Here is a 20,814-nt window from a genome sequence, read left to right as displayed (position 1 = left end):
GATTACCGTATGCCAGCCTGCAAAGTGGACCTGGCCGGCGTCGTCGCCTTGGCCGGCGCAGACGTGCCACCACCGCTGAGCGCGGGCAGGTAAACGTGAGGACGCCTGGCCCAGCCCAGCACCTTGACATCGTCCACCAGAGTCCATGTGTTGAGAAGGTTGTCCCACCGATTGTGATTGCTCAGCCGGATAGTCACCGTACGCCCAGCGAATCGGCTGAGGTCGATCACCGCATACTTCCACCCCAGGTCCATCAGCTCGCCGTACTTCTGCGTGGGATTGCCATCCCGCAGGACCAGATGCTCCTTCTCGCCATCCACGATGGTCACTTCAAACGTGTCGTAATAACGCTTCCGATTCTCACTGTACATGACGTCATAAGTAAAGATATGATACCACAAGGACAGGCGAGGGCGAGCCACCCACGCGGGGATCGTGATGGTCTGGGAGATCATCGCCGCGCCCACCGGCACACATCCCGGAGGCGTCGCGCACCCGGGGTTGACCGGCGTCACGGTGCGCTCATAATCCGGCGTGCCCAGACGAACGGCCTGGCTCTTCAAGCCGGAAGGATCCTCCACGGGCAACACCGCCCGCTCCAACGCTCCTCCCGTCTGCCATCCCGTGAACAGGGATTCGAACCCGCCGTTCACCACGCTGTCCACCGCGACCCACCGCGGCGTGGAGTACTCGGACACGTGACCCGCCACATCCCGGGCCCGCACACGGAAGGCGTACAGCCGCCCCCGTCTCCCTTGAAACGGGGCGGACTTTTCCTTCGTATCGGCCTGCCAGTCCTTCCACACCCCGTTCAGGCCATCCCGCCACTGCACGTCATAGCTGACCAGCCCGGAGCCCCCTCCCATGTCCCAGCCCATCCAGACGACCGTGAAATCGGGATCGGGGGCGTACCCTCCGGGCTCGGCGATCCGGGCGGCGGGCGGCTGCCGATCCACACGCACGGTGATCTCCTGTACGGGCTCCTGGTTCCCGGCCACGTCCTGCGCGTACACGCGCACCCGGTACACCCCATCCTCCGTCAGGGTGAACGTCGTGTCTGTCATCCAGGCCCCCGAGTTCACCTGATGATAGATGGCCGCGACGCCGGAGGTGCTGTCCGTGGCGGTCAGCCGCACGGTCACGGGCGAGGTATACCATCCGTCCTGCCCCATGACGCCATCCAGCGCAATCGTCGTCGATGGCGGAGTGCCATCATACCAGAAGGCTCGCGGGAGCAGCACCGCCGTGGAGGGATCGTCATTCCCTGCCACATCCCGCAGCCAGACATACACATCATGCTGGCCCTCGGACGGGACGCGAATATGCTGCACGGCACCGCTCCCGGTGAAGAACTCCCCATCCCCCGGGGCCTGAGGAGGCCCGCCAAAGCGGACGTAGGCCCCCGCCACGCCTGAGACGTCCAGCGGGCTCTGCCAGGAGAGCGAGAAGTCGTTCACGGTGCTCCATCCCTGGGGGGCGTACGTCAGGTTCAGGGGCGCGCCCGGCGGATCGGGATCCACGCGCACGGTGGTCGTGCGCGTCACCTCCTGATTGCCCGCCACGTCCACGGAGCGATAGGCGAGCAGGTGCTTGCCGGGCTCCGTGATCGTATACACCAGCCGGGTGCTCCAGGGCTCATCGTCCAGCCGGCTGTACGTCTCCGCCACACCCGAGTGCAGATCGATGGGATTCAGCGTGGCCGTCACGGCGCTTCGATACCAGCCGAACAGGCCCGGGAACCCATCCAGCGACAGCGTGGTCACAGGCGGCGACGCGTCAAAGCGCAAAGGGCTGGAGGTCGCGCGCTGCTCGTGATCCACGTTGCCCGCGCCGTCCCGCAGCCAGAGATGCACCGGGAACTCCCCCTCGGCCGGAGCGCTCAGCCCGGTGAGCGTGAAGGTGTTGGAGATGAACTGCCCGTCGGTCGGGCCCTCGGGCACCTCGCCGATCTTGTAGTACACCCCGGCGATGCCGGAGAGATCGGTCGGGGTCGCCCAGGTGATGGTGAAGGCGTTGCGGGATGACCACTCGGACGGGGTGACCTGCACGGCCTGGGGCGGCGCCGGCGGCCGCGTGTCGATCTGCAACAACACCGGATAGCTGGTCTCCACATTGCCGGCCGCGTCCACCGAGTAGAAGGAGATCTGCCGCTCGCCATCGCCGACGACCTCAAAGGTCGTGCCGCTCTGCCAATCCCCCTCATCGACCCGATAGAAGGTCTCCACGACGCCGGACCCGGCATCCGTGGGAACCAACGTCACCGTCACCGGGGAGACGAACCACTCATCGTCCCCGCGCTCACCATCGAGCATGTAGGCGGTGGTGGGGGGATGGGCATCGACCGGGACGGTGATCGTCCGCATGGCCTCCAGGTTCCCCGCCACGTCCTGCCCCTGGAATCGGACCACGTGCCGACCGTCCTCCTGGAACTCGATCCGCCGCCCCAACGACCACGGTCCCTCGTCGATCGCGTACCGCACGCCCGCCGGCCCCGAGCCATCATCCGTCACGTCGAACTCCAGGACGGTCTGCTCGCCCGTATACCAGCCGGAGGCGCCCATCACCCCCGTGAGGGTGTACACGGTGGACGGCGGCCGGGTATCCACCGCGATGGTGAAGATGCGCGTCGGCTCCACGTTCCCGGCCACATCGCGCGCGTACACCTCCAACGAGTGGATCCCTTCCTCATCGACGACCGCCTCCGGATCCGTCCGCCACTTGCCCCCGTCCAGACGATGATAGATCGCCTCCACGCCGGAGCTGACCGCGGGATCCCCGTCGGAGGCCTCAAACCGGGCCCGCACGGGGGTGGTGTACCACCCCGCCAGCCCCATCGTGCCGCTCAACGCGACCTGGGAGGAGGGAGGCGTGCCATCGTACCAGAAGGCGTCGATCTCCACGTTGCGCTTCCGGTGATCGGCGTTGCCGGCCGCATCCCGGAGCCAGACGTAGATGGTATGACGGCCGTCATGGGGCACGACGATCCCGGTCGCCCGATCCGGCGCATCGGCCGGGAGGCCGTCATCGGGGGCGGACGGCTCGGCATTCAGCTTGTAATACGCCCCCACCACGCCCGAGAGATCCTCCGGGATCGCCCACGTCTCCGTGAAGCCGTTCCGATTCGTCCACCCATCGGGCAGGGAGGTCAGATCAAACGGGGGAAGCGGAGGCGTCCGGTCGACCCGGGCCGTCACGCTGGCGACCTGAGCGGGGTCCACATTCCCAACGACATCCTGAAGCCAGACATACACCTGGTGTTCGCCATCGCCCGGGATCTGCAGGCCGCTCAGGGAGTCCACCCCGGGGAAGAACTGTCCGTCGTCCGGGGCGGCGGGCGGCGCGTCCAGGCGCACCCAGGCGCCGGCGATCCCCGAGTCCTCGGCGGGCGGGGTCCAGCTCAGGCTGAACGTGATGGCGTTGGTCCAACCGGCGGGATCGATCGCCAGGGAGCCCGGCGGCCCCGGCGGCATGATGTCCACATATAGCGTCGTGGTCGCCACATGGGTGGGATCGGCCTGCCCCATCGCGTCCTGCAGCCAAACGTACACCGGATGCGCCCCATGGGGCACAGGGCCGATATCAGTGATGACGTTCGTCGTGGTCACGAAGGTCCCATCGTCGGCGGCCTGGGGAGGGGTATCCAGCCGGTACCAGGCGCCCACCACATCCTGATCCTCAGGCGCCAGATCCCACGTCAGGGTGAACATCTGAGTGGCCGTCCACCCGGATGGCGACGCGGCCAGGTTCAGCGGGGGACCCGGCGGTGGGTCCTCTCGCGCCCAGGCGATCTCCGTCAGCCACCCCAGTCCCCATATCAACACCCCGGCCACCAGGGCGGCCATCACCACGCGCCTTCCCAGTGGACCGAGCATCAAGCCTAGAAGCCTCGGACGTCGCGCGATCGACCTCACAGCAGCTCTCCACCTCATCGCCAGGGGTAACGAACACAAATGATTCTAGCACACACAACATCTAGTGGGCAATCACTCTCCAGTCCACTAGATATCCGCCAACACGGAGAGGCCCTCATCGATCACCTCTCAAGGAGGTTCGGGGCCCGTCCCCACCTCGTACATAACGCAAGGGGACTCATAGCTGAGCCCCCTCGATAACCCACAAAGACCGACTTCCGCCTGACCGACCCACCGTGATCTGTTCTAGTCCGGTTCGAACTTATAGCCGACACCTCGGGCGGTGATGAGATACCGGGGGTGCTCCCGGCTCGGCTCGATCTTGGCGCGCAGCCGACGCATGTACACGGCCACCTGGTTGGAGTACCCCTCGTAGCCGTATCCCCATACGTGATTCAGGATCTGCTCATGGCTGAGGATGCGCCCCGCATTTCGAGCCAGCGTGTACAGCAGCCGAAACTCAATGGGGGTCAAATCCACCTCACGGCCGTCAGGCAACGTCACACGGTTGGTCACCGGGTCCAGACGGAAACGCCCCACCTCCAGGACGGCATGGGGCTCGCCAAGGCCGCCCCCCTCCACCCGCCGCATCACCGCGCGCACACGCGCCAATAGCTCGGCAGGCTCAAACGGCTTGGGGAGATAGTCATCGGCTCCCAGATCCAGTCCGGCTACCCGATCGGCGGTCTCGCCCTTGGCGGAGAGGAAGATAATGGGGATATCCGTGCGGCGGCGGATGCGCTGACACACCTCCAACCCATCCATGTTCGGCATCATCACGTCCAGGATGATCAGGTCCGGCGCCGTCTCATCCACCAGGCGCAGCGCATCCAACCCGTTGCTGGCCGTCACCACATCATACCCCTCCTCCTGCAGGAGAAAGGAGATCATCTTCACACTAGGCGGATCATCGTCGACGACCAACACCCGCATGGGCTGAACCGCGTCCTCCGTGGATAGTTGGGCCGCATCCGGCCACCGATCGCCGCCATTATACCATCCGGGGGTACAGTCCGCAAACAATTGCAGTGATCCGCTCCTCCCTGCAGCGCTATATGCACTCCGATCACGTCATTTACGAATCCGATTGAGGCAACAGCGTCCAGATGAACAACACGAAAAGCGCCAGCAACAGTAAGGCAACCATGAACGGAAGGCTCCTCGGGTTCCTCAAACATCAGGGGGAGATACGTCTCAGTCCTCACGGCCGCCCGGCCGTCCAGGCGGCTATCGGACGGAACGCATGCCTCGCCCCGGAGGTTCCACGCGCAGCCCGCCCATATCCCACTCTCGACCGCCTTTCTCCCCTATCTCCAACGGGATTATCGCGTTTTCAGATGAACAGCAAGTGAACAGCAACCATAGCCAAGATGACAGTTTTTTCATAAATCGGGTTTTAGGACACGATACGTATTGCAACCCACCTTTACCATGTGTTAGAATTACCCATAAAATGGCAAAATGTACCAAAGCAAAATCGATAGCAGAAGAGAGCCAATCCCCGCTTGCACATGGACCTCTGACAATGACACAAGCGCGGGCAAAGCCCCCCTTACGATGATATGATCACGCTACGCCTATTGCTGGCCCACATGATCGGCGATTATACCTTGCAGACCGGCGAGATCGCGCGCCTGAAGGCAAAAGGATGGAAGGGGCTGTTCCTGCACTTCGCAATCATCACGATCGCAAGCGGGGTTCTCGTCGCGGGAAGGTTCCCCTATTGGTGGGCGTGGACGATCGTCCTGGGGATCATCCATCTCCTGATCGACCAATACCGAACATTTCGCCTCAAGAACCTGAGCGCGGAGCTCTCACTGCCCTATCTGATCTTCGATCAAACCATCCACTTGAGCACCATCATCGTGATCGCCCGGGCGGGCGCCGGCGAGACCCCATCCGATGCCTGGCGGCTGCTGGCCAGCAAGCCGAGCGCCGACGTGATCTGGATCGTGTTGACGATCCTCGCGATCTTCCTGATCTGGACCACCGCGGTGATGGAGCTAGCGGTGCTGCGCACATTCCACAAGGCGTTCGGCATCTCCCCCCCGAGCAGCATTGTCCCTCTGGATCGCCTGTTCGGCGCCGCGGAACGCCTCATCGGGGCGGCCATCCTGCTGACCCCCCACCCAATCGTCTATCCGATCGTGTTCGTGCCACGCCTGTACTGGTGCCTCTGTTGCACACCGGAGTCCGTGCCACCCTCCGTTTGCGGCACCCGCACGCTCATCTCCGCGCTGATGGCGGCCGGCGTGGGGCTGCTGTTGCTCAGGATGGGCATCCACCTGCCCTGACCTTCGCCTCCTATGCCCACAGGCCCCGACGCGCCACCACCGACCACATGGCGCGAACCTCCTCTCCCCCGATGACCAGCAATGTCGCCACGTACGCGGCCGCGCCCAACAAGATCCCGGAGGAGACCGTCCACCACGGGGCGCCGCCTCCCCACCCGCGCTGCCACCACCACAACAGCCCTCCCATCAGCAAGGCCGCCACACCCGCCTGAAGGGCGCTGCGCGCCAGCGGCCGCACCCGCACCCCTCCCAGACGATGGTGCATGAACCCGATCAGGGCCAGCATCTCCACCGTGGTCGCCAACGAATTGGCCAACGCGAGGCCGCCGTGGGCCAGCGGCCGGATCAAAAGCAGGCTCAACACGACGTTGAGGGCCATCGCGGCCATCCCCACCCACACCGGCGTCCAGGTGTCGTGCAACGCGTAGAAGGCCCGACTCACGATCTCCACCACGCTGTGCGCGACCAGTCCCGTCGCATACAGCGCCAGCGCGATCGCCACCGCCCTGGTGGATCGCTCGTCGAACGCACCTCGCTCCAGCAGCAGCCGGATCAACGGCACGCGCAGCGCGATCAGGCCAACGCTCGCCGGGATCGTGAGCAACAGGATCGCACGCAGCGTCGCGTTCAGCGTGACCCGCATCTCCCCCCGCGCGTCTCGCGCCACCTGTGCGGCAAACGTGGGAAAGGCGGCCGTGGCCACCGCCTGCGCGATCACACCCTGGGGCAGGAGCATGAGCAGCCACCCGTAGTTCAACGCGGCCAGGCTCCCCGCGGGCAGGCCCGAGGCCAAGATCGTGTTGACCAGGAAGTTCACCTGGACGGCGGCCAGCCCCAACACGCGTGGCGCCATCAGGCGCCCCACCTCATGCACGGCCGGGTCACGCAATCCCAGCGTGGGCACATAACGCACCCCCTGGCGGAGCAGCCCGGGCACCTGCACGATCAGATGCCCAAAGGCCCCCACCACCACGCCGATGACGAGGCCGCGTATCCCCCAGCGAGGGGAGAGGAACCAGGCACCGGCGATGATGGAGAGGTTGTAGACGACGGGGGCCAGGGCGGGGAGCAGGAAGTGCTGATACGCGTTCAGAATGCCCATCACGATCCCGCTGACCCCAAAGACCACGGTGGAGATCAACATCCAACGCATCAGGGAGGCGGTCAGCGCCTGCTGCTCCGGCGTAAAGCCCGGCGCGATCACATGGGCCACCAACGGCTCAGCCAGCGCGGCCGCCACGATGGCCAGCCCGGTCATCAGCAGCAGGATCAGGTTCACCACGGCGCTGGCCATGCGCCAGGCCGCCCGGCGGTCCGCGCGCACCAGCCGCTCCGTGAACGCGGGGATGAACGCGGAGCCCAGCGCGCCGCCGGCCACCAGCTGGAACAGGATATCGGGCAGCCGAAAGGCCGCCAAGTAGGCATCCAGCTCGGCCGAGGTGCCGAAACGGGCGCCGATGATCATCTCGCGCGCCAGCCCCGCCGCCCGGGAGAGCACGAACATCAACATGACCACCCCGGCCGCGCGGGCGATCTGCTGGATACCCCCGGATCTCGCTGGTTGTGTCATCTCGGAACCGCCGTCACGCGAGGATCGAACGCCATGCGCTCCATTATACTCCAACCCCGGCGATATCCCCCAACGAGGCCGGCCCAGGTGGTGTAAACGGTGAAAATCCCGTGAGGCAGCCCACGACGCTCACCGTTATCGAGTCTTCGCGCCTGCCCATCCGTGCTCCAAGCGGACAATAGTCCACTTTGTGTCGCCGGACCGTTGACTGTTGTCCGACAGGAGCTTAGGAGAAATGCCGTTGCCTCTGCCGTGGGGAGGCCCGGAGGGGCGAAGCCCCTCCCCTGGACTTTGGCCTTTTTCTTTGAGGCCCCATCTCTTGGTATGGGTAGCGAAGGGCAGTGCCCTTCGCTACCCAAAGGGCCAAACCAGGCAGGAAAAGAGAGGCTTCCGCGGAGGGGAGGTCCCCGCCACACCTCCCCCTGTGGAGTCGGTGGTTGAGGGAGACCCTCAGACACCTTGGCTGCGCCCCTCAAAGCCCCCTGCCGTATTTCCACCGAAAAAGATGCACGACCCCGACTTGATCAAAAAGGCGGATCGGGTGTAATCTGTATGAGGAGGAGCCTATCCCGACGCGGAGGGACCGCTGTGAACCTGGCCCACATGCTGTATATGCTGCAGAAGACCGAGCTGGAACTGGCGGCCAAGATCAGGCGCCTACAGGAGGTACAGGCCGCGCTGGGGGAGACAGAGGAATTGAGAACCGCTCGCGCGGCGTTGGAACAATCCGAGACGGAGTTGCGCCGCTGGCAAACCCGGCAACGAGATCTGGAGCTGGAGGTAAGCTCCCTGGAGCAGCGAATCGCCGCCGCCGAGCAACAGCTCATGAGCGGCCGGGTCCGCAACCCGAAGGAACTGGAGGGCATGGAAGCCAACGTGCAATCGCTGCGGCATCGCCGCCAACAGCTTGAGGACGAGCTTTTGGAGGCGATGATGAGCGTGGACGACTGGACCACGCGCCGGGACGACGCCCAGGCCACCTACCAACAGACCGAGGATCGCTGGCGAGAACGGCAGGCCGGGCTCAACGCCGAGCAGGAACACCTCCAACAGGAGATCGCCCGGCTGCAGGCGGAGAGAGAGCACCTGCGCGAGCGCGTGGGCGCTGACGCCCTGGCCGAGTACGAACGGCTGCGCCAGCGACGCGGCGGGTATGCCGTCTCCGAGGTTCAGGGCGGGGCATGCGAGATCTGCGGCGTCACCCTGTCCGTCAGCCTGGTCCAAGAAGCCCGACAGGGCACGCACCTGGTCTATTGCGGGAGCTGCGGGCGTATCCTCTACACAAGAGACGGATAATCGGTCAGTCCTATCCAACGAGGATGGCCATATCGCCGCCCCGCCTTTCTGCGTCATCATCCCTGAGCCCCCCGTGGGGGCGATCGGCCGACGGTCTCCGCCCCACGAGGTGCGTATACATGAAACTTGCTTTGACAACCCGCCTAGGCTGATTATAATGGGACCCAAACGGTCCACAAACGGCGACACGGTGTGGTGGGTCACCGGTCGCGAGATTCCACGTTCATCGTCCACACTTCGAGCGTACGACGCGACGACCAGAGCCTGCGTCTGAATCGAGATCGCTGAGTCCAGAGCGATGCCTTTCCATACCCGGGCCCCATGGCCGGGGGTATAAGTTCCTCACCCCAAAGCGAGGCAAGGGCACTTCTTTGAGATAGACCAACGGACATAACCGAGCGAGTGGATGAGCCATCCCTCCGAGACGAAGGCTTCATCGGCTGAGTCCGCCGATCGCGGCGATCCTTTCCCCCCAAGCCCTCCTCTCGGAGCAAACGGCTTCACGTTGGCCCTCACCGGCCACCTATCGAGAGACCGGAATCACATCATTGGGGCAGGCCGATTCCCAATGCGCTGCTCCACACATACTCACGCCGGGAGGCTGTTATCCAAACACGCACAGCAAGCGTGCAGAGTCCACGGAGTCAGAAGGAGGTGAGGTCCCCCAATCGTGAGCAATGATGTGCTCTCCCCCGAGCCAGGTCATTCCCAACCCTCATCGCAATAGGAGAAAGGAGAAGCGGCATTATGAAAGCAGGCTTACCACGAGGTCTGGCGGTGCTGCTCATCGTGGCGCTGGCACTGCCACTTTCCGTGATCCCGGTGCAGGCGGACACCGCTGCAGCGTCGCACCAGGGCGGCACGACTACCGTGCAGACCGCCAATGACGCCACCGCACGGAAGATCCACAGCAAGTTGGCAGCCCAGCTAGAGCAGGCAGCAGCACAGGACACCATCGACGTACTCGTATACGTCAAAGCGGGCACCGACATCAGCGAGTACCTCGTCTGGCAGCTGGTGCGCCCGCTCGTGTATCCCAACGGGCTGCAGGCGATCGCCGGCGCAGCCAAGGCGGGCGTCATCCCCAAGATCGCCGCGCTGGACACCGTCGTCGCGGTGCGCCCGCTGGCCAACGTGTATGATCCCCCGACGCCGGTGGAGCCGGAGATCAGCCGCGTGCCCAATCGCGACATCATCCAGGCTCGCCTGGCAGCTATCCGCAACGGCGTACAGGCTCAGGGCGCCCGCCCGGAAAAGGCCCAGGGGATCTCCGACTGGTTCGACATCCTGGACAACCACAAGTCCAAGGCGGCCTGGGAGAAGGGATTCACCGGCCAGGGCGTCAAGGTCATGGCCAACGACTCGGGCATCGACTTCTGCCATCCGGACCTGGAGGGCACCCAGGCGCGGATCACCAACCCCGAGTCGCCGTACTACGGTTGGCCGGAGATGTTCGACAGCCGCTCCATGTACCTGTGGGCGCTGGACAGCTACCTGGGGATGACCAACATCGCCAGCGGCGCGGGCGACTATGCAGACACGTCGACCACCCGCTCCGGCGATGAGCTGATCGACAACGGCGACGGCACTTACAGCCTGGTCTACACCCCCATCGGCTCGACCGACCCGAACGGACATACGTATCGTGTGCCCGGCACCAGCAAGAGCGGCGTCTATCACATCGGCAGCCACCCGGATAAGGCCCTGCAGCAGTACTGGTACGATGAGCGGGTGGCCGTGCTGGTGGTGGACGAGAACGAGCCGGGTGTGTACGACACCGTCTACGTGGACCTGGACAACGATTACGACTTCACCGATGAGAAGCCCGCTCGCAAGGGCGATGAGACGGCCTGCAAAGACCTGGACGGCGACGGCTACGCGGACGTATCCGGCGGCCTGGTCTACTTCATCGCCGACGGGGTGAACCCCATCCCGGCCGCGGACTGGATGTGGGGGTTGGGTGTGGCCGGAAACGATGCTCCGGACTTCGGTGAGCCGGGCAACGGAGACCTGGTAGCCTTCATCGTCCAGGACTTCACCGAGGCAGGCGGCGATCACGGTCAGCTGGTCGCATCCGCCATCGCCGCCCAGGGCGTGATCGACGGTAACGCGCCGGACTGGAAGCCGGCCGGCGACGGAACCCCCGGCACGGGCATGGTCGTCGGCGGGGGCAAGGACGTGAAGCTGGTCGCCAACGGCAACTTCTATCTCTCCCCCTTCGACGAGGACGGGTTCCTGTTCTCCATCTATGGATATGACGGCGTCGCCGGCACGGACGACGATATCCAGATCATCAACAACTCCTGGGGGAGCCCGGCCGGAGACAACGACGGCTGGCAGGACCGCGATCGACTGCTGGATGCTATCCAGCGGAAGAACCCCAGCCTGAGCATCATCTTCTCCACCGGGAACTACGCGCCCGGCTATGGGACGGTCACATCGCCCATGCCCATGGGAGCGATCGGCGTGGGAGCCTCCACACAATATGGCTCCACCAACGACTTCGGCTCCCTAGAGCTGGCCACCATGGACCAGATCACCTACGGCGATGTCAGCTCCTTCTCCAGCCGAGGGCCGAGCGCTCGCGGCGAGGTGGGCGTCCATGTCGTCGCCAACGGCGCCTGGGGCGCGGGCGACCTCTCGCTGAACGAGGTCGGCGATGGATGGGCCGCCTGGGAGGTCTGGGGTGGCACCAGCCGTTCCGGCCCCGTCACCGCCGGCAACCTGGCGCTGGTGTACGACGCCTACCGACAGACCCACGGCACGTGGCCCGACTACGAGACAGCTCGCGCCATCCTGATGTCCGGCGCGGAGGACAGCAACTACGACGTGCTGGTCCAGGGCGCGGGCCGGGTGAACGCGGACAAGGCCACGGACATCGCCGCGGGCCTGGGCAGCGTCTACACGACGCCGGACTCCTGGAGCTTCGGCGACTATCGGGGCACCGTCTACCCCGGGTTCGCCAACATCCTCTTCCCCGGGACATCCAGCACCAAGACCTTCACCGTCTACAACACCGGCTCCACGGATCGCGTCGTCAACATCAGCACCGATCGGCTGGTCAAGATCGGTGAGATGAACTTCGACTGGACCACGGCGCCGGTGAGTGACGAGGGGCCCTACGAGTTCCCGCAGCCCGACTATCTGCGGGACCTCACGTCGGATATCCCGGAGGGCACGGACCTGATGATCGTCCGCTGGACGATCCCCATGGATGAGTTCGACCCCGAGGGTGATCTGCGGTGGAACCAGCGCTGGTACGGCGCCATCTATGACTGGACGGATGTCAACGGCGATGGCAACCTGTGGGAGGACCTGGACGGGGACGGCGCGGTCGACCGCCAGAACGGCGAGATGGACGAGAAAGAGGCCGTGCTCTTCTCCTACTGGCGACCCTACAACATCGGCGGCCAGATGACGGTGCAACGTCCGCTGGAGCGGATGCACGACGGCATCTATCTGGGGCTGATCCATCGCCAGCGCAGCGAGGACATCCCGCAGACCCACTTCAAGTTCAAGGTGGAGTTCTACCAACACGCGCCGTGGCCGTGGCTGAGCATCGAGCCCACCAGCCTGACGGTGCCGGCCAACGGGATGGCCACCTTCGACGCCACGATGAGCGTGCCCTCCACGGCCGCGTACGGCCTGTACCAGGGCAGCATCCGGGTGAACGACGGCACCCACGAGAGCGTGGTGCCGGTCACGGTGAACGTGGCGGCCTTCAGCACCAACTTCACCTTCGGCGGGCCGCCGGCCTCCTCTGGGCCGTACGACAACGGCCGCGTGTACCCCTCGCAGGACTGGGTGGGACGCGCCGCCACCGGCGACTGGCGCTTCTTCATGGCCGACTTCACCGAGGTGCCTGAGAACGCCAGCCTCATCGTGGACACGCGGTGGGACTACCCCGGGACCGACATCGACACCATCATCATGGGGCCCACGGCATCGGACTACAGCGAGCAGGATCCCGACTACTACGGGCCGTACACGCTGGATACCATAGGCCGCAGCACCGACACGAATCAGGGCTACGGCATGTGGCTGTGGGATACGGCCACCGGGATCAACCGGGAGATCGTCACAGCCCCGGCGCAGCCCGGCCTGCACGTGATCGCCCTGCACAACGTCATCTTCGCCGGCGAGGCCCTCTACGAGAGCTTCACCGGCCAGGTGGGGGTGATCACCACCAACCCGTCCAGCATCGATGAGCTGGCGCTGACCGGCAGTGGCACCGTCACGGTGACCGTGAACGCGTCGATCCCGCTGCCAGACCTGGTCGCGGAGGGGTTCGGCCTGGGCAAGGCGGAGACCTACACCGATCAGGTGGTCAGCCAGGACGACCCGGACGATCCCGCCACGGCCTCGTACACCCGCACCGTGACCATCGAGCACGGCGCGCGGCTGGACGTGGAGATCCACGGGCAGGCCAGCGACGATCTGGACCTCTACGTGTACTACCTGACGGACGCCGGGCCGGTCTCGGTGGGATCCTCAACCACGCCCACCGCGGACGAGTCCGTCAGCATCACCTTCCCGCCTGACGGCACGTACCTGATCGCCGTGCATGGCTGGTCGGTGCCGACCGGGACCACCACCTTCGACCTGACCATCAACGCCGTTCAGGGCTACAACCTGCAGGTGAGCAACATCCCCAGCGGGCCGTTCGCCCCAGGACAGGACATCACCTTCACGATGAACTGGACCAAGGAACTGGCGGAGGGCGAGTCGGCCGAAGGTCTGCTGCTCCTCGGGCCCTCCATGGCCCCTGGCGCCGTGGCCATCCCGGTGCGTATCCAGGCCGCCACCTTCAACCAGCCGATGACCACGACCGTGCCCGTGTCCCTGGACACCTTCATGCACTCGGGCGAGCCCGACACCAACTTCGGTGACTGGCCCAAGCTGCATGTGGGCGCCAACGACACGCTGCGGACCGTGCTCTGGGCTGACGTGTCCAGCATCCCGGCGCCGTATCCGGTGGACCAGGCCACCCTGCACGTGTGGGTGGACTCCTTCGCCGGCGGCGGCAGCCCGCACACGCTGTCCGCCCACCAGGTGCAGACCGCCTGGGACGAGGCTACCGCGACCTGGAACACGCCGTGGAGCGCGGCAGGCGGCGACTACGACGACACGCCCGTCGGCACGACGAGCATCAGCGCCGCCGACGCGGGCCGCTGGGTCACGATCGACATCACGCCTCTAGTGCAGCAATGGGTGGCCGATCCCGGCACCAACCTGGGCGTGATGCTGCGGGCGACCGGTACCAGCTGGACCCGGTTCAACCTGGCCAGCAGCGAGTACTGGGACGACGCGACCCAACCGTACATCGAGATCCAATATCGGGCGCCTGGCCCATGAGATGGGCCGGTGGCCACCATCAGGACGAGGGGATGAGCTGACTCCCCTCGTCCGACTCCGGGCCAGCGGGCACGCGCTCGCTGGCCCTTCTACATCCAGCATGGCGGATCACCATCCGCCACAAGCCTTTTGTGCTGAGGAGTTCTCATGCGCAGGTGGACGTATTGGCTGATCGCCCTGGCAGCCATCGGGCTGGCGCTCACCACCCGGGCCAGTGCCCACACCGCCGACTACCGACCGGGCGAACTCTTCATCAAATTCAAGCCGGGGACATCCGCACAAGTTCAGGCGCAGGTCCTGGCCCGGATCGGAGGTCGCCTCATCAAGCGGTTCGACCATCTGGGTGTGCAATGGGTCGCCATCCCCATCGGCAAGGAAAACGCCACGGCGGCAGCCCTGCAAGACGAGCCTGCCGTCGAGTTCTCGGAGCCCAACTATTACCTCTACGCGGCCTACACGCCGAACGACCCCGCCTTCGCCACCGCCCAATGGAACCTGTCTCGCGTCGACGCGCCGTCCGCCTGGGATGTGATCCGCGACGCCCAAGAGGCCCTCATCGCCGTCGTGGACTCAGGAGTGGACTACCACCACCCCGACCTGCGGGAGTCGCTCTGGCTGAACCCGGCGGAGAGCGTCTACAACGCCACGCTGGGGCGCGAGATCTGCGACCAGGACGGCATCGACGACGATGGGAACGGCTACGTGGACGACTGTTACGGCTGGGACTGGGTGGACTACGACGCGGCGCCGCTGGATCAGGAAGGCCACGGGACCCAGGTGACCGGCACCGCAGCGGCCGCGACGGACAACGGCATCGGCATGGCGGGCCTGGGTTGGGGAGCCCGCTTCATGAGCCTGCGGGTCCTCGACGAGACCGGCCGTGGCGACCTGGGCAGCCTGGTGGAGGCGCTCCACTACCTGGACGCGTTCGCCTCGCGACGGATCATCGTAAACCTGAGCCTGAGCCTCCCGCCGGGCGTCACCTCGGACCTGCTGCACCTGGCCATCAAGCAAGCCCACGATCATGGTATGCTGATCGTCGCCGCCAGCGGGAACAACGGACAGGGCCAGGTCAACTATCCGGCCGCCTATCCGGAGGTGCTAGCCGTCGGCGCCACCACCGACCAGGATCAGCGATGGAGCCTCTCCAACTACGGCTCCGCCCTGGACGTCGTCGCGCCCGGGGCTGGCATCTACGCGACCACGCTGAACTTCACCTACGTCGAGGACTCGGGCACGTCCTTCGCCACGCCCCACGTCAGCGGGCTGGCAGCCCTCCTCTGGAGCGCCGTCCCCCACCTCACCGCGGACCAGATCGCCGAGATCATCCGGACGACGGCCGATGACGTGAACGTCGAGTCCCAGCCGGGGCCGGACGTGTACCTGGGCTGGGGGCGGATCAACGCCCGCAGAGCGGCCATCGTCGCCACCTCCAGCCTGACGATCTCCCTGACGGCGAACCCGGCCGGGGTCCCCATCCTGGGGAGCGCCGTCATCACGGGCACGATCCTCCAGCCCGACGGGAAGCCCGCCGGGACCGGGCTGGTCGTCCAGTTCCATGCCTCGGGCGGCTCCGTCGCGCCCGCCACGGCGATCGCCCACCGCGGCGTCGTGACGACGACCTTCGCCGCCAGCTCCCTGGAGGGCACCGGCATCGTCACGGCCACCCTGGGGGCCGTCAGCCGGGCGATCACCATCCCCATCAGCGCGGGCAGGCCGTACACCCTCACCCTGGATGCGGTCCCCCCGCTCCTGGCCGTGGGCGGCGGCCAACAGGGACGGGCCGTATTGCGCGCTCAGGTCCAGGACCCGGCCGGATACCCGGTGAAGGACGGCACCCTTGTGGCCTTCGCTGCAGACCTGGGCACGATCGATCCGCTCACCAGCACCACCGCGAGCGGCGTGGCGACCACCACACTCACCTCCGGCTCTCTGACCGGCCTGGTCCATATCACCGCCACGGTGAACGGGCTGACCGCCACCACCATGGCCGAGATCGTGGGTCCGGGGCAGCCCTTCTCGTTCACCCTGACGACCGGCTCCCCTGAGGTCATCGTGGGCGGCGGCCAGGCCGTCATCACGGCCACGGTACGCGATCTCAACGACGATCCCGTGACCGCCGGACACCCGGTCGACCTTCAGGCCACCGGCGGCACCGTCCATCCCGAACGGGCGCAGACTAACGCCGATGGCCAGGTCGTGGCGACCTTCACCGCCGGAGATGCGCTGGGAACGGCTCTCATCACAGCCCGCTCGGGGCCGGTGCTCAGCGCCCAATTGGCCCTCCCCATCGTCCCGGGCGACCCCGCCCAGATCACGCTCACCCCCGCGTCCTCCGAGGTGGAGACGGGAGATCACTACGTGCCGATCACAGCCACCGTGACCGACCGGCTGGGGAACCCGGTGCGGGACGGGACGTTCATCACCTTCTCCACGACGCTGGGACAGGTGACGGCAACGCGCACCGCCACGCACAACGGCCGGGCGCTATCCGAGCTACGCGCGGGCCCCACGCCGGGCAAGGCGCGCATCACCGCGACCGCGGACAACGACGCGCAGGGTATCGCGGAGATCCAGATCGTCCCCGGCCCGGCCACCCGGGTCACGCTCTCCGCCACGTCCGACACGGTCGAGGTGAATGGTCAGACCGCGCTCCTGGCCCGGGCATGGGACGCCTTTGACAACCCGGTGCGGGACGGGACGAGCATCCAGCTGGTGACCGACGCCGGGCTGCTGGGCCCCCTCGGCGGTTCTCCCGACGCGCCATCCCTCAACGCGCAGGCGGAAAACGGGAGCGTCCAGGCGAGCTTCTTCGCCCCGCCCACCCCGGGGATCGCGCATATCACGGCGCGGGCAGGTCCCACTGCCACCCATACCATCTCGATCACCGTACAACCGGGAGGGCCGGCCCAACTCACCGTCACCGCGGACGCGACGCTGATATCCCCAGGGGAGAGCGTCACCGTCACAGCCCGGATCCGGGACAGCCTCGGGAATCCGGTGGCGGACGGCACCTCCGTCTACTTCGCCACCACGCTCGGCGGGATCTCCCCACGCCATGCGACCACCGTCAACGGCGTGGCGAAGGCGACGTTCCAGGCGGGCCCGCAGACCGGGGATGCCACCATCGGGGTGAGCGTCGGGGACCTGTTCGAGGTGATCGTGATCCGGGTGCGCGAGCACATCTACTATCTGCCCATCGCGCTGCGACGGTAGTGAGAACGCAAAAGCGGGACGGAGTGGACTCCGTCCCGCTCTCTTCTCCTCGCGGAGGCATGGCGCCTCCCTGGACGGCTAACGGGCGCAGTACACCACCCGGTTCTGACTGGCGTGATACTCGTAGGCCTTCCCCTGTGCTTCCAACACGATCCGATAACCGGGCGTGATCACCTGGGCGTACATCTTGCCGGGCTCGGGGCATCCCAGGCTGGTATCGGGCCACTCCACCATCTCCACGGAGCGCACCTGGATCGTATCCTTGGTGACCCGCAGGCGCTCGGCCAGATCCGCCACCGCCTGCGCCACCACCGCTATCTCCGCTCCCGCCGATCGGCTATCCGTCGGCTCCCCTTCCGGCTCCGGCCATATCTGCTCTCCCACGATCTCCTCCCCCGCGCGACACAAGATCAACCGCCGGCCATCGCTGTGCAACACGTACTCCTGGCCACCCGCCCGGAAGATGATCTCCTGGCCGATCACCAGCGCCGGAGGGCTCGTCTTCCGCGGCCCCTCCGCCGTCGGGCAGCCCAGATCCTCCAGCGCCATCTCGTCGCTGGTCACCGAGACGAACTCGATCTGATCGGGCGACAGCCCCAGCCGCTCCGCCAGCGACTCCCGGGCCTGCTCCACCAGCGCCTCACCGCCCAGGCGGAGCGCGGACCGGGCCGGCGCGGGCGTCGGGCTCGGCGCCGGTGTAGGCGTCGGCGTGGGAAGGCTGGGCGGCGCACACGCCCCCATCCACAACACGATCAGCAAGGCCGCCATCCACCATCGAGTTCTCATGTATCTCCTCCCTAATCTAGGACGAACGGCCCCACCGAAGGTTCCATACTCAAAGGCTGACGAGCAAGGACACCAACACGTTTCGCATCACCTCCAGCACGATCAACACGACGATCGGGGAGATATCGATCATGCCCACGGAGGGGACGATGCGACGCGCCGGCTCCAGGATGGGATCGGTAATGGAACGCAGGATCTGCACCAGCGGGTTCTCCGGGTTGATGTTGGGGAACCACGTCAACAACACCCGGATGATGATCGCCCACGTCAGCACCTGAAACAACAGGTTGATGAAAACGACTAGAAAGCCAATCATTGCTCGCTCAAACCCCCAAGATATTTCGACTTCTGATAGGCCGCCCAGATCGCCTTGGAGAGCACCGTTCGCATGCCGCCTTTCTCGAGCTGGTACAGCGCCTCGGCCGTCGTCCCGCCCGGCGAGGTGACCGCGTTGCGCAACTCCGTGGGATGCCGCCCCGTCGCCTTCGCCAGCGCCACCGAGCCTTCCATGGTCTGCAACACCAAACGCGTGGCCACATCCCGGGAGAATCCCATGTGCACGCCCGCGTCGATCATGGCCTCCATGAACAGGAAGACGTAGCCAGGGCCGGTGCCGGAGAGGGCGGTCGCCATGTCCAGATAACCCTCGTCGTCCATCCAGATCTCATCGCCCAGCGCCCCCAGGATCGTCTGCGCCTGCGCCCGCTGAGCCTCGCTTACCTCGGGCGTCGTCGTCCACACCGTGATCCCCTGCCCGATCTGCGCCGGGGTATTGGGCATGGCACGGGCGATGGCCCGATGCGCCAGGCCTTTTCGCAGAGCGGAGATGCGGGTCCCGGCGATGATGGAGAGCACCAACGCGTCGGCCGGGATCTTACCACGCAGTTCGGCCGCCACCTTCTTGTAGACCTGCGGCTTGATGGACAACACGATCACCTTGGCCCGAGACACCGCCTCCACATTGTCGTCCGTCACGTGGACGCCGTATTGGGCAGACAGGTGGGTGCGACGTTCCGGAGCCGGATCCGATGCCGTGATGAGGGCGGGCTCGATCAACCGCCGGTCCAGCAACCCCTTAATCATGGCCTCGCCCATGGTCCCACCGCCAACGAACGTCATGGCTGAATCACGCAGCATTTCCCCTCCCCCTCGTCAAGAGATATAAGACGGGCGCTTATCGCACCGAGACATCCCCTTTGCCACGCTTGCGATGCTCTCCCGGCCCCGCACACCGCGGCAGCCGTATGTTCAGCCGCTTCCCGCATGTCACTCCGCCCGACGCGGGCCGAAGATCGCCCGACCGATGCGCACGATCGTCGCCCCCTCCTCGATGGCGACCTCGAAGTCGTCCGTCATGCCCATGCTGAGGTGATGCCAATCCAGCTCCGGGAAACGGCAGGCCATCTCATCTCGCAGGGTCCGCAGGGCCGTAAACACAGGGCGGGCGTCCTCCGGATCGGCGACAATGGGCGCCATGGTCATCAGCCCGCGCACTCGCAGCCCGGGGAGCGTGGCGATTTCTTCCACGGCCGGGATCAACGCCTCCGGATCGAAGCCGAACTTGGTGGCCTCGCCGCTGACGTTGACCTCCAACAGGATCTCTTGAACCCGCCCCGCCTCCAGGGCGAAGCGGCTGAGCCGCCGGGCCAGCTTGACCCGATCCACCGAGTGCACCAGGGCGTAACCGCCGGCGATGACATCACGAGCCTTGCGTGATTGCACATGCCCGATCATGTGCCAGACCGGATCAGGGCGAACGCTCCCGTTGCCGGCACGCGCCGACGCCTCCGAGGCCAGCAGCGCCCGCACCGTCTCGATCTTGGGGTTCCCCTCCTCCACCCGATTCTCCCCGAAGTGACGAACCCCCAGATCCAGCGCGGCCACCACGGCCTCGGGCGGATGGGTCTTGCTCACAGCCACCAGCGTGATCTCCTCAGCCGATCGACCCGCCCGCTCGGCCGCCGCCGCGATCCGCTCCCGCACCTGCTCGAGATTTTTTCTCAGCAGCTCACGATCCACCGTGATGACCGGCCTCTCCTCCGACATCGCCTCGCGCCTCCACCCCTTCGTGTTCCCATCTCCTCGTCCACGAACTCAGACTGCGTGCTCCACAGGGGGCTGGAAGGGAGGTCCCCTCCACGGAAAACTCATCTTTTCCGACCTGCACCTGCCTTTCTCGGCCCACCTCGAAGGACCCAGGCCGAGGCCGGGCAGGTCGAAGGCGGGAGAAAGGCTTTTTCCGGAGGGGCTCCGCCCCTCCGGGCCTCCCCACAGCAGAAGCAGCGGCGTTCCTCATGTGTCGTCCTGATATAGGTTTACAAAGAAAGGGGGAGTTTGCTAACATAGTCGTATACTAACACGTCCACACCAAGGAGATCAGGATGAC

11 protein-coding genes are annotated in these 20,814 nt (G+C 65.9%); 4 read left to right on the top strand and 7 right to left on the bottom strand.

What is annotated here, in order from left to right:
* Positions 1-2: 2 nt before the first annotated feature.
* Both GXP39_11965 and GXP39_11960 read right to left on the bottom strand, forming a co-directional pair.
* Positions 3-3,872 (bottom strand): hypothetical protein, encoded by a 3,870-nt coding sequence (locus GXP39_11965; protein ID NOZ28751.1) that lies wholly within the window; start codon positions 3,870-3,872, stop codon positions 3-5.
* Positions 3,873-4,157: 285 nt separating this feature from the next.
* Positions 4,158-4,844, bottom strand: a complete 687-nt coding sequence (locus GXP39_11960) for a response regulator transcription factor (protein NOZ28750.1) — start codon at positions 4,842-4,844, stop codon at positions 4,158-4,160.
* Positions 4,845-5,473: 629 nt separating this feature from the next.
* Here GXP39_11960 and GXP39_11955 point away from each other — a divergent pair.
* Positions 5,474-6,205: a DUF3307 domain-containing protein gene (locus GXP39_11955; GenBank protein NOZ28749.1), complete on the top strand. Its 732-nt coding sequence runs from the start codon at positions 5,474-5,476 to the stop codon at positions 6,203-6,205.
* Between the two features lie 10 nt (positions 6,206-6,215).
* Here the strand turns inward: GXP39_11955 and murJ are convergent, their stop codons facing one another.
* Positions 6,216-7,775 (bottom strand): murein biosynthesis integral membrane protein MurJ, encoded by a 1,560-nt coding sequence (gene murJ, locus GXP39_11950; protein NOZ28748.1) that lies wholly within the window; start codon positions 7,773-7,775, stop codon positions 6,216-6,218.
* A 588-nt stretch (positions 7,776-8,363) separates the two neighbouring features.
* Between murJ and GXP39_11945 the strand changes: the two genes are divergently transcribed.
* The 3 genes from GXP39_11945 (at position 8,364) to GXP39_11935 (ending at position 17,642) form a co-directional block, all read left to right on the top strand.
* Positions 8,364-9,071 (top strand): hypothetical protein, encoded by a 708-nt coding sequence (locus tag GXP39_11945; protein NOZ28747.1) that lies wholly within the window; start codon positions 8,364-8,366, stop codon positions 9,069-9,071.
* A 747-nt stretch (positions 9,072-9,818) separates the two neighbouring features.
* Positions 9,819-14,426, top strand: a complete 4,608-nt coding sequence (locus GXP39_11940; protein ID NOZ28746.1) for a DNRLRE domain-containing protein — start codon at positions 9,819-9,821, stop codon at positions 14,424-14,426.
* Positions 14,427-14,573: 147 nt separating this feature from the next.
* Positions 14,574-17,642 carry a S8 family serine peptidase gene (locus GXP39_11935; protein NOZ28745.1) on the top strand — a complete coding sequence of 1,023 codons (3,069 nt, stop codon included), beginning with the start codon at positions 14,574-14,576 and terminating at the stop codon, positions 17,640-17,642.
* Between the two features lie 78 nt (positions 17,643-17,720).
* Here GXP39_11935 and GXP39_11930 read toward each other — a convergent pair whose 3' ends face one another.
* From GXP39_11930 to GXP39_11915, 4 genes are all read right to left on the bottom strand, one after another.
* The gene (locus GXP39_11930; GenBank protein ID NOZ28744.1) at positions 17,721-18,428 is read right to left on the bottom strand and encodes a hypothetical protein; all 708 of its coding nucleotides are present in this window, start codon (positions 18,426-18,428) and stop codon (positions 17,721-17,723) included.
* A 49-nt stretch (positions 18,429-18,477) separates the two neighbouring features.
* Entirely contained in the window at positions 18,478-18,741 is a 264-nt protein-coding gene (locus GXP39_11925; protein ID NOZ28743.1) for a YggT family protein, read from the bottom strand.
* Positions 18,741-19,565 carry a pyrroline-5-carboxylate reductase gene (locus GXP39_11920; protein ID NOZ28742.1) on the bottom strand — a complete coding sequence of 275 codons (825 nt, stop codon included), beginning with the start codon at positions 19,563-19,565 and terminating at the stop codon, positions 18,741-18,743. The genes GXP39_11925 and GXP39_11920 overlap by 1 nt, the downstream gene beginning before the upstream one ends.
* Positions 19,566-19,694: 129 nt before the next feature.
* Positions 19,695-20,474, bottom strand: coding sequence for a YggS family pyridoxal phosphate-dependent enzyme (locus tag GXP39_11915; protein ID NOZ28741.1), 780 nt, complete (start codon positions 20,472-20,474; stop codon positions 19,695-19,697).
* Positions 20,475-20,814 lie beyond the last annotated feature (340 nt).

The sequence above is a fragment of the Chloroflexota bacterium genome (genome assembly GCA_013152435.1).
Lineage (GTDB): Bacteria > Chloroflexota > Anaerolineae > DUEN01 > DUEN01 > DUEN01.
Note: the sequence above shows the minus strand (reverse complement) of the source record. Positions and strands in the feature narration are given on the sequence as shown.

Bases quoted from the DNA above. Each gene is read 5' to 3' on its own strand.
- GXP39_11965 (NOZ28751.1), bottom strand. From the start codon at position 3,872: ATGCTCGGTCCACTGGGAAGGCGCGTGGTGATGGCCGCCCTGGTGGCC.
- GXP39_11960 (NOZ28750.1), bottom strand. From the start codon at position 4,844: ATGCGGGTGTTGGTCGTCGACGATGATCCGCCTAGTGTGAAGATGATC.
- GXP39_11955 (NOZ28749.1), top strand. From the start codon at position 5,474: ATGATCACGCTACGCCTATTGCTGGCCCACATGATCGGCGATTATACC.
- murJ (NOZ28748.1), bottom strand. From the start codon at position 7,775: ATGACACAACCAGCGAGATCCGGGGGTATCCAGCAGATCGCCCGCGCG.
- GXP39_11940 (NOZ28746.1), top strand. From the start codon at position 9,819: ATGAAAGCAGGCTTACCACGAGGTCTGGCGGTGCTGCTCATCGTGGCG.
- GXP39_11935 (NOZ28745.1), top strand. From the start codon at position 14,574: ATGCGCAGGTGGACGTATTGGCTGATCGCCCTGGCAGCCATCGGGCTG.
- GXP39_11930 (NOZ28744.1), bottom strand. From the start codon at position 18,428: ATGAGAACTCGATGGTGGATGGCGGCCTTGCTGATCGTGTTGTGGATG.
- GXP39_11920 (NOZ28742.1), bottom strand. From the start codon at position 19,565: ATGCTGCGTGATTCAGCCATGACGTTCGTTGGCGGTGGGACCATGGGC.
- GXP39_11915 (NOZ28741.1), bottom strand. From the start codon at position 20,474: ATGTCGGAGGAGAGGCCGGTCATCACGGTGGATCGTGAGCTGCTGAGA.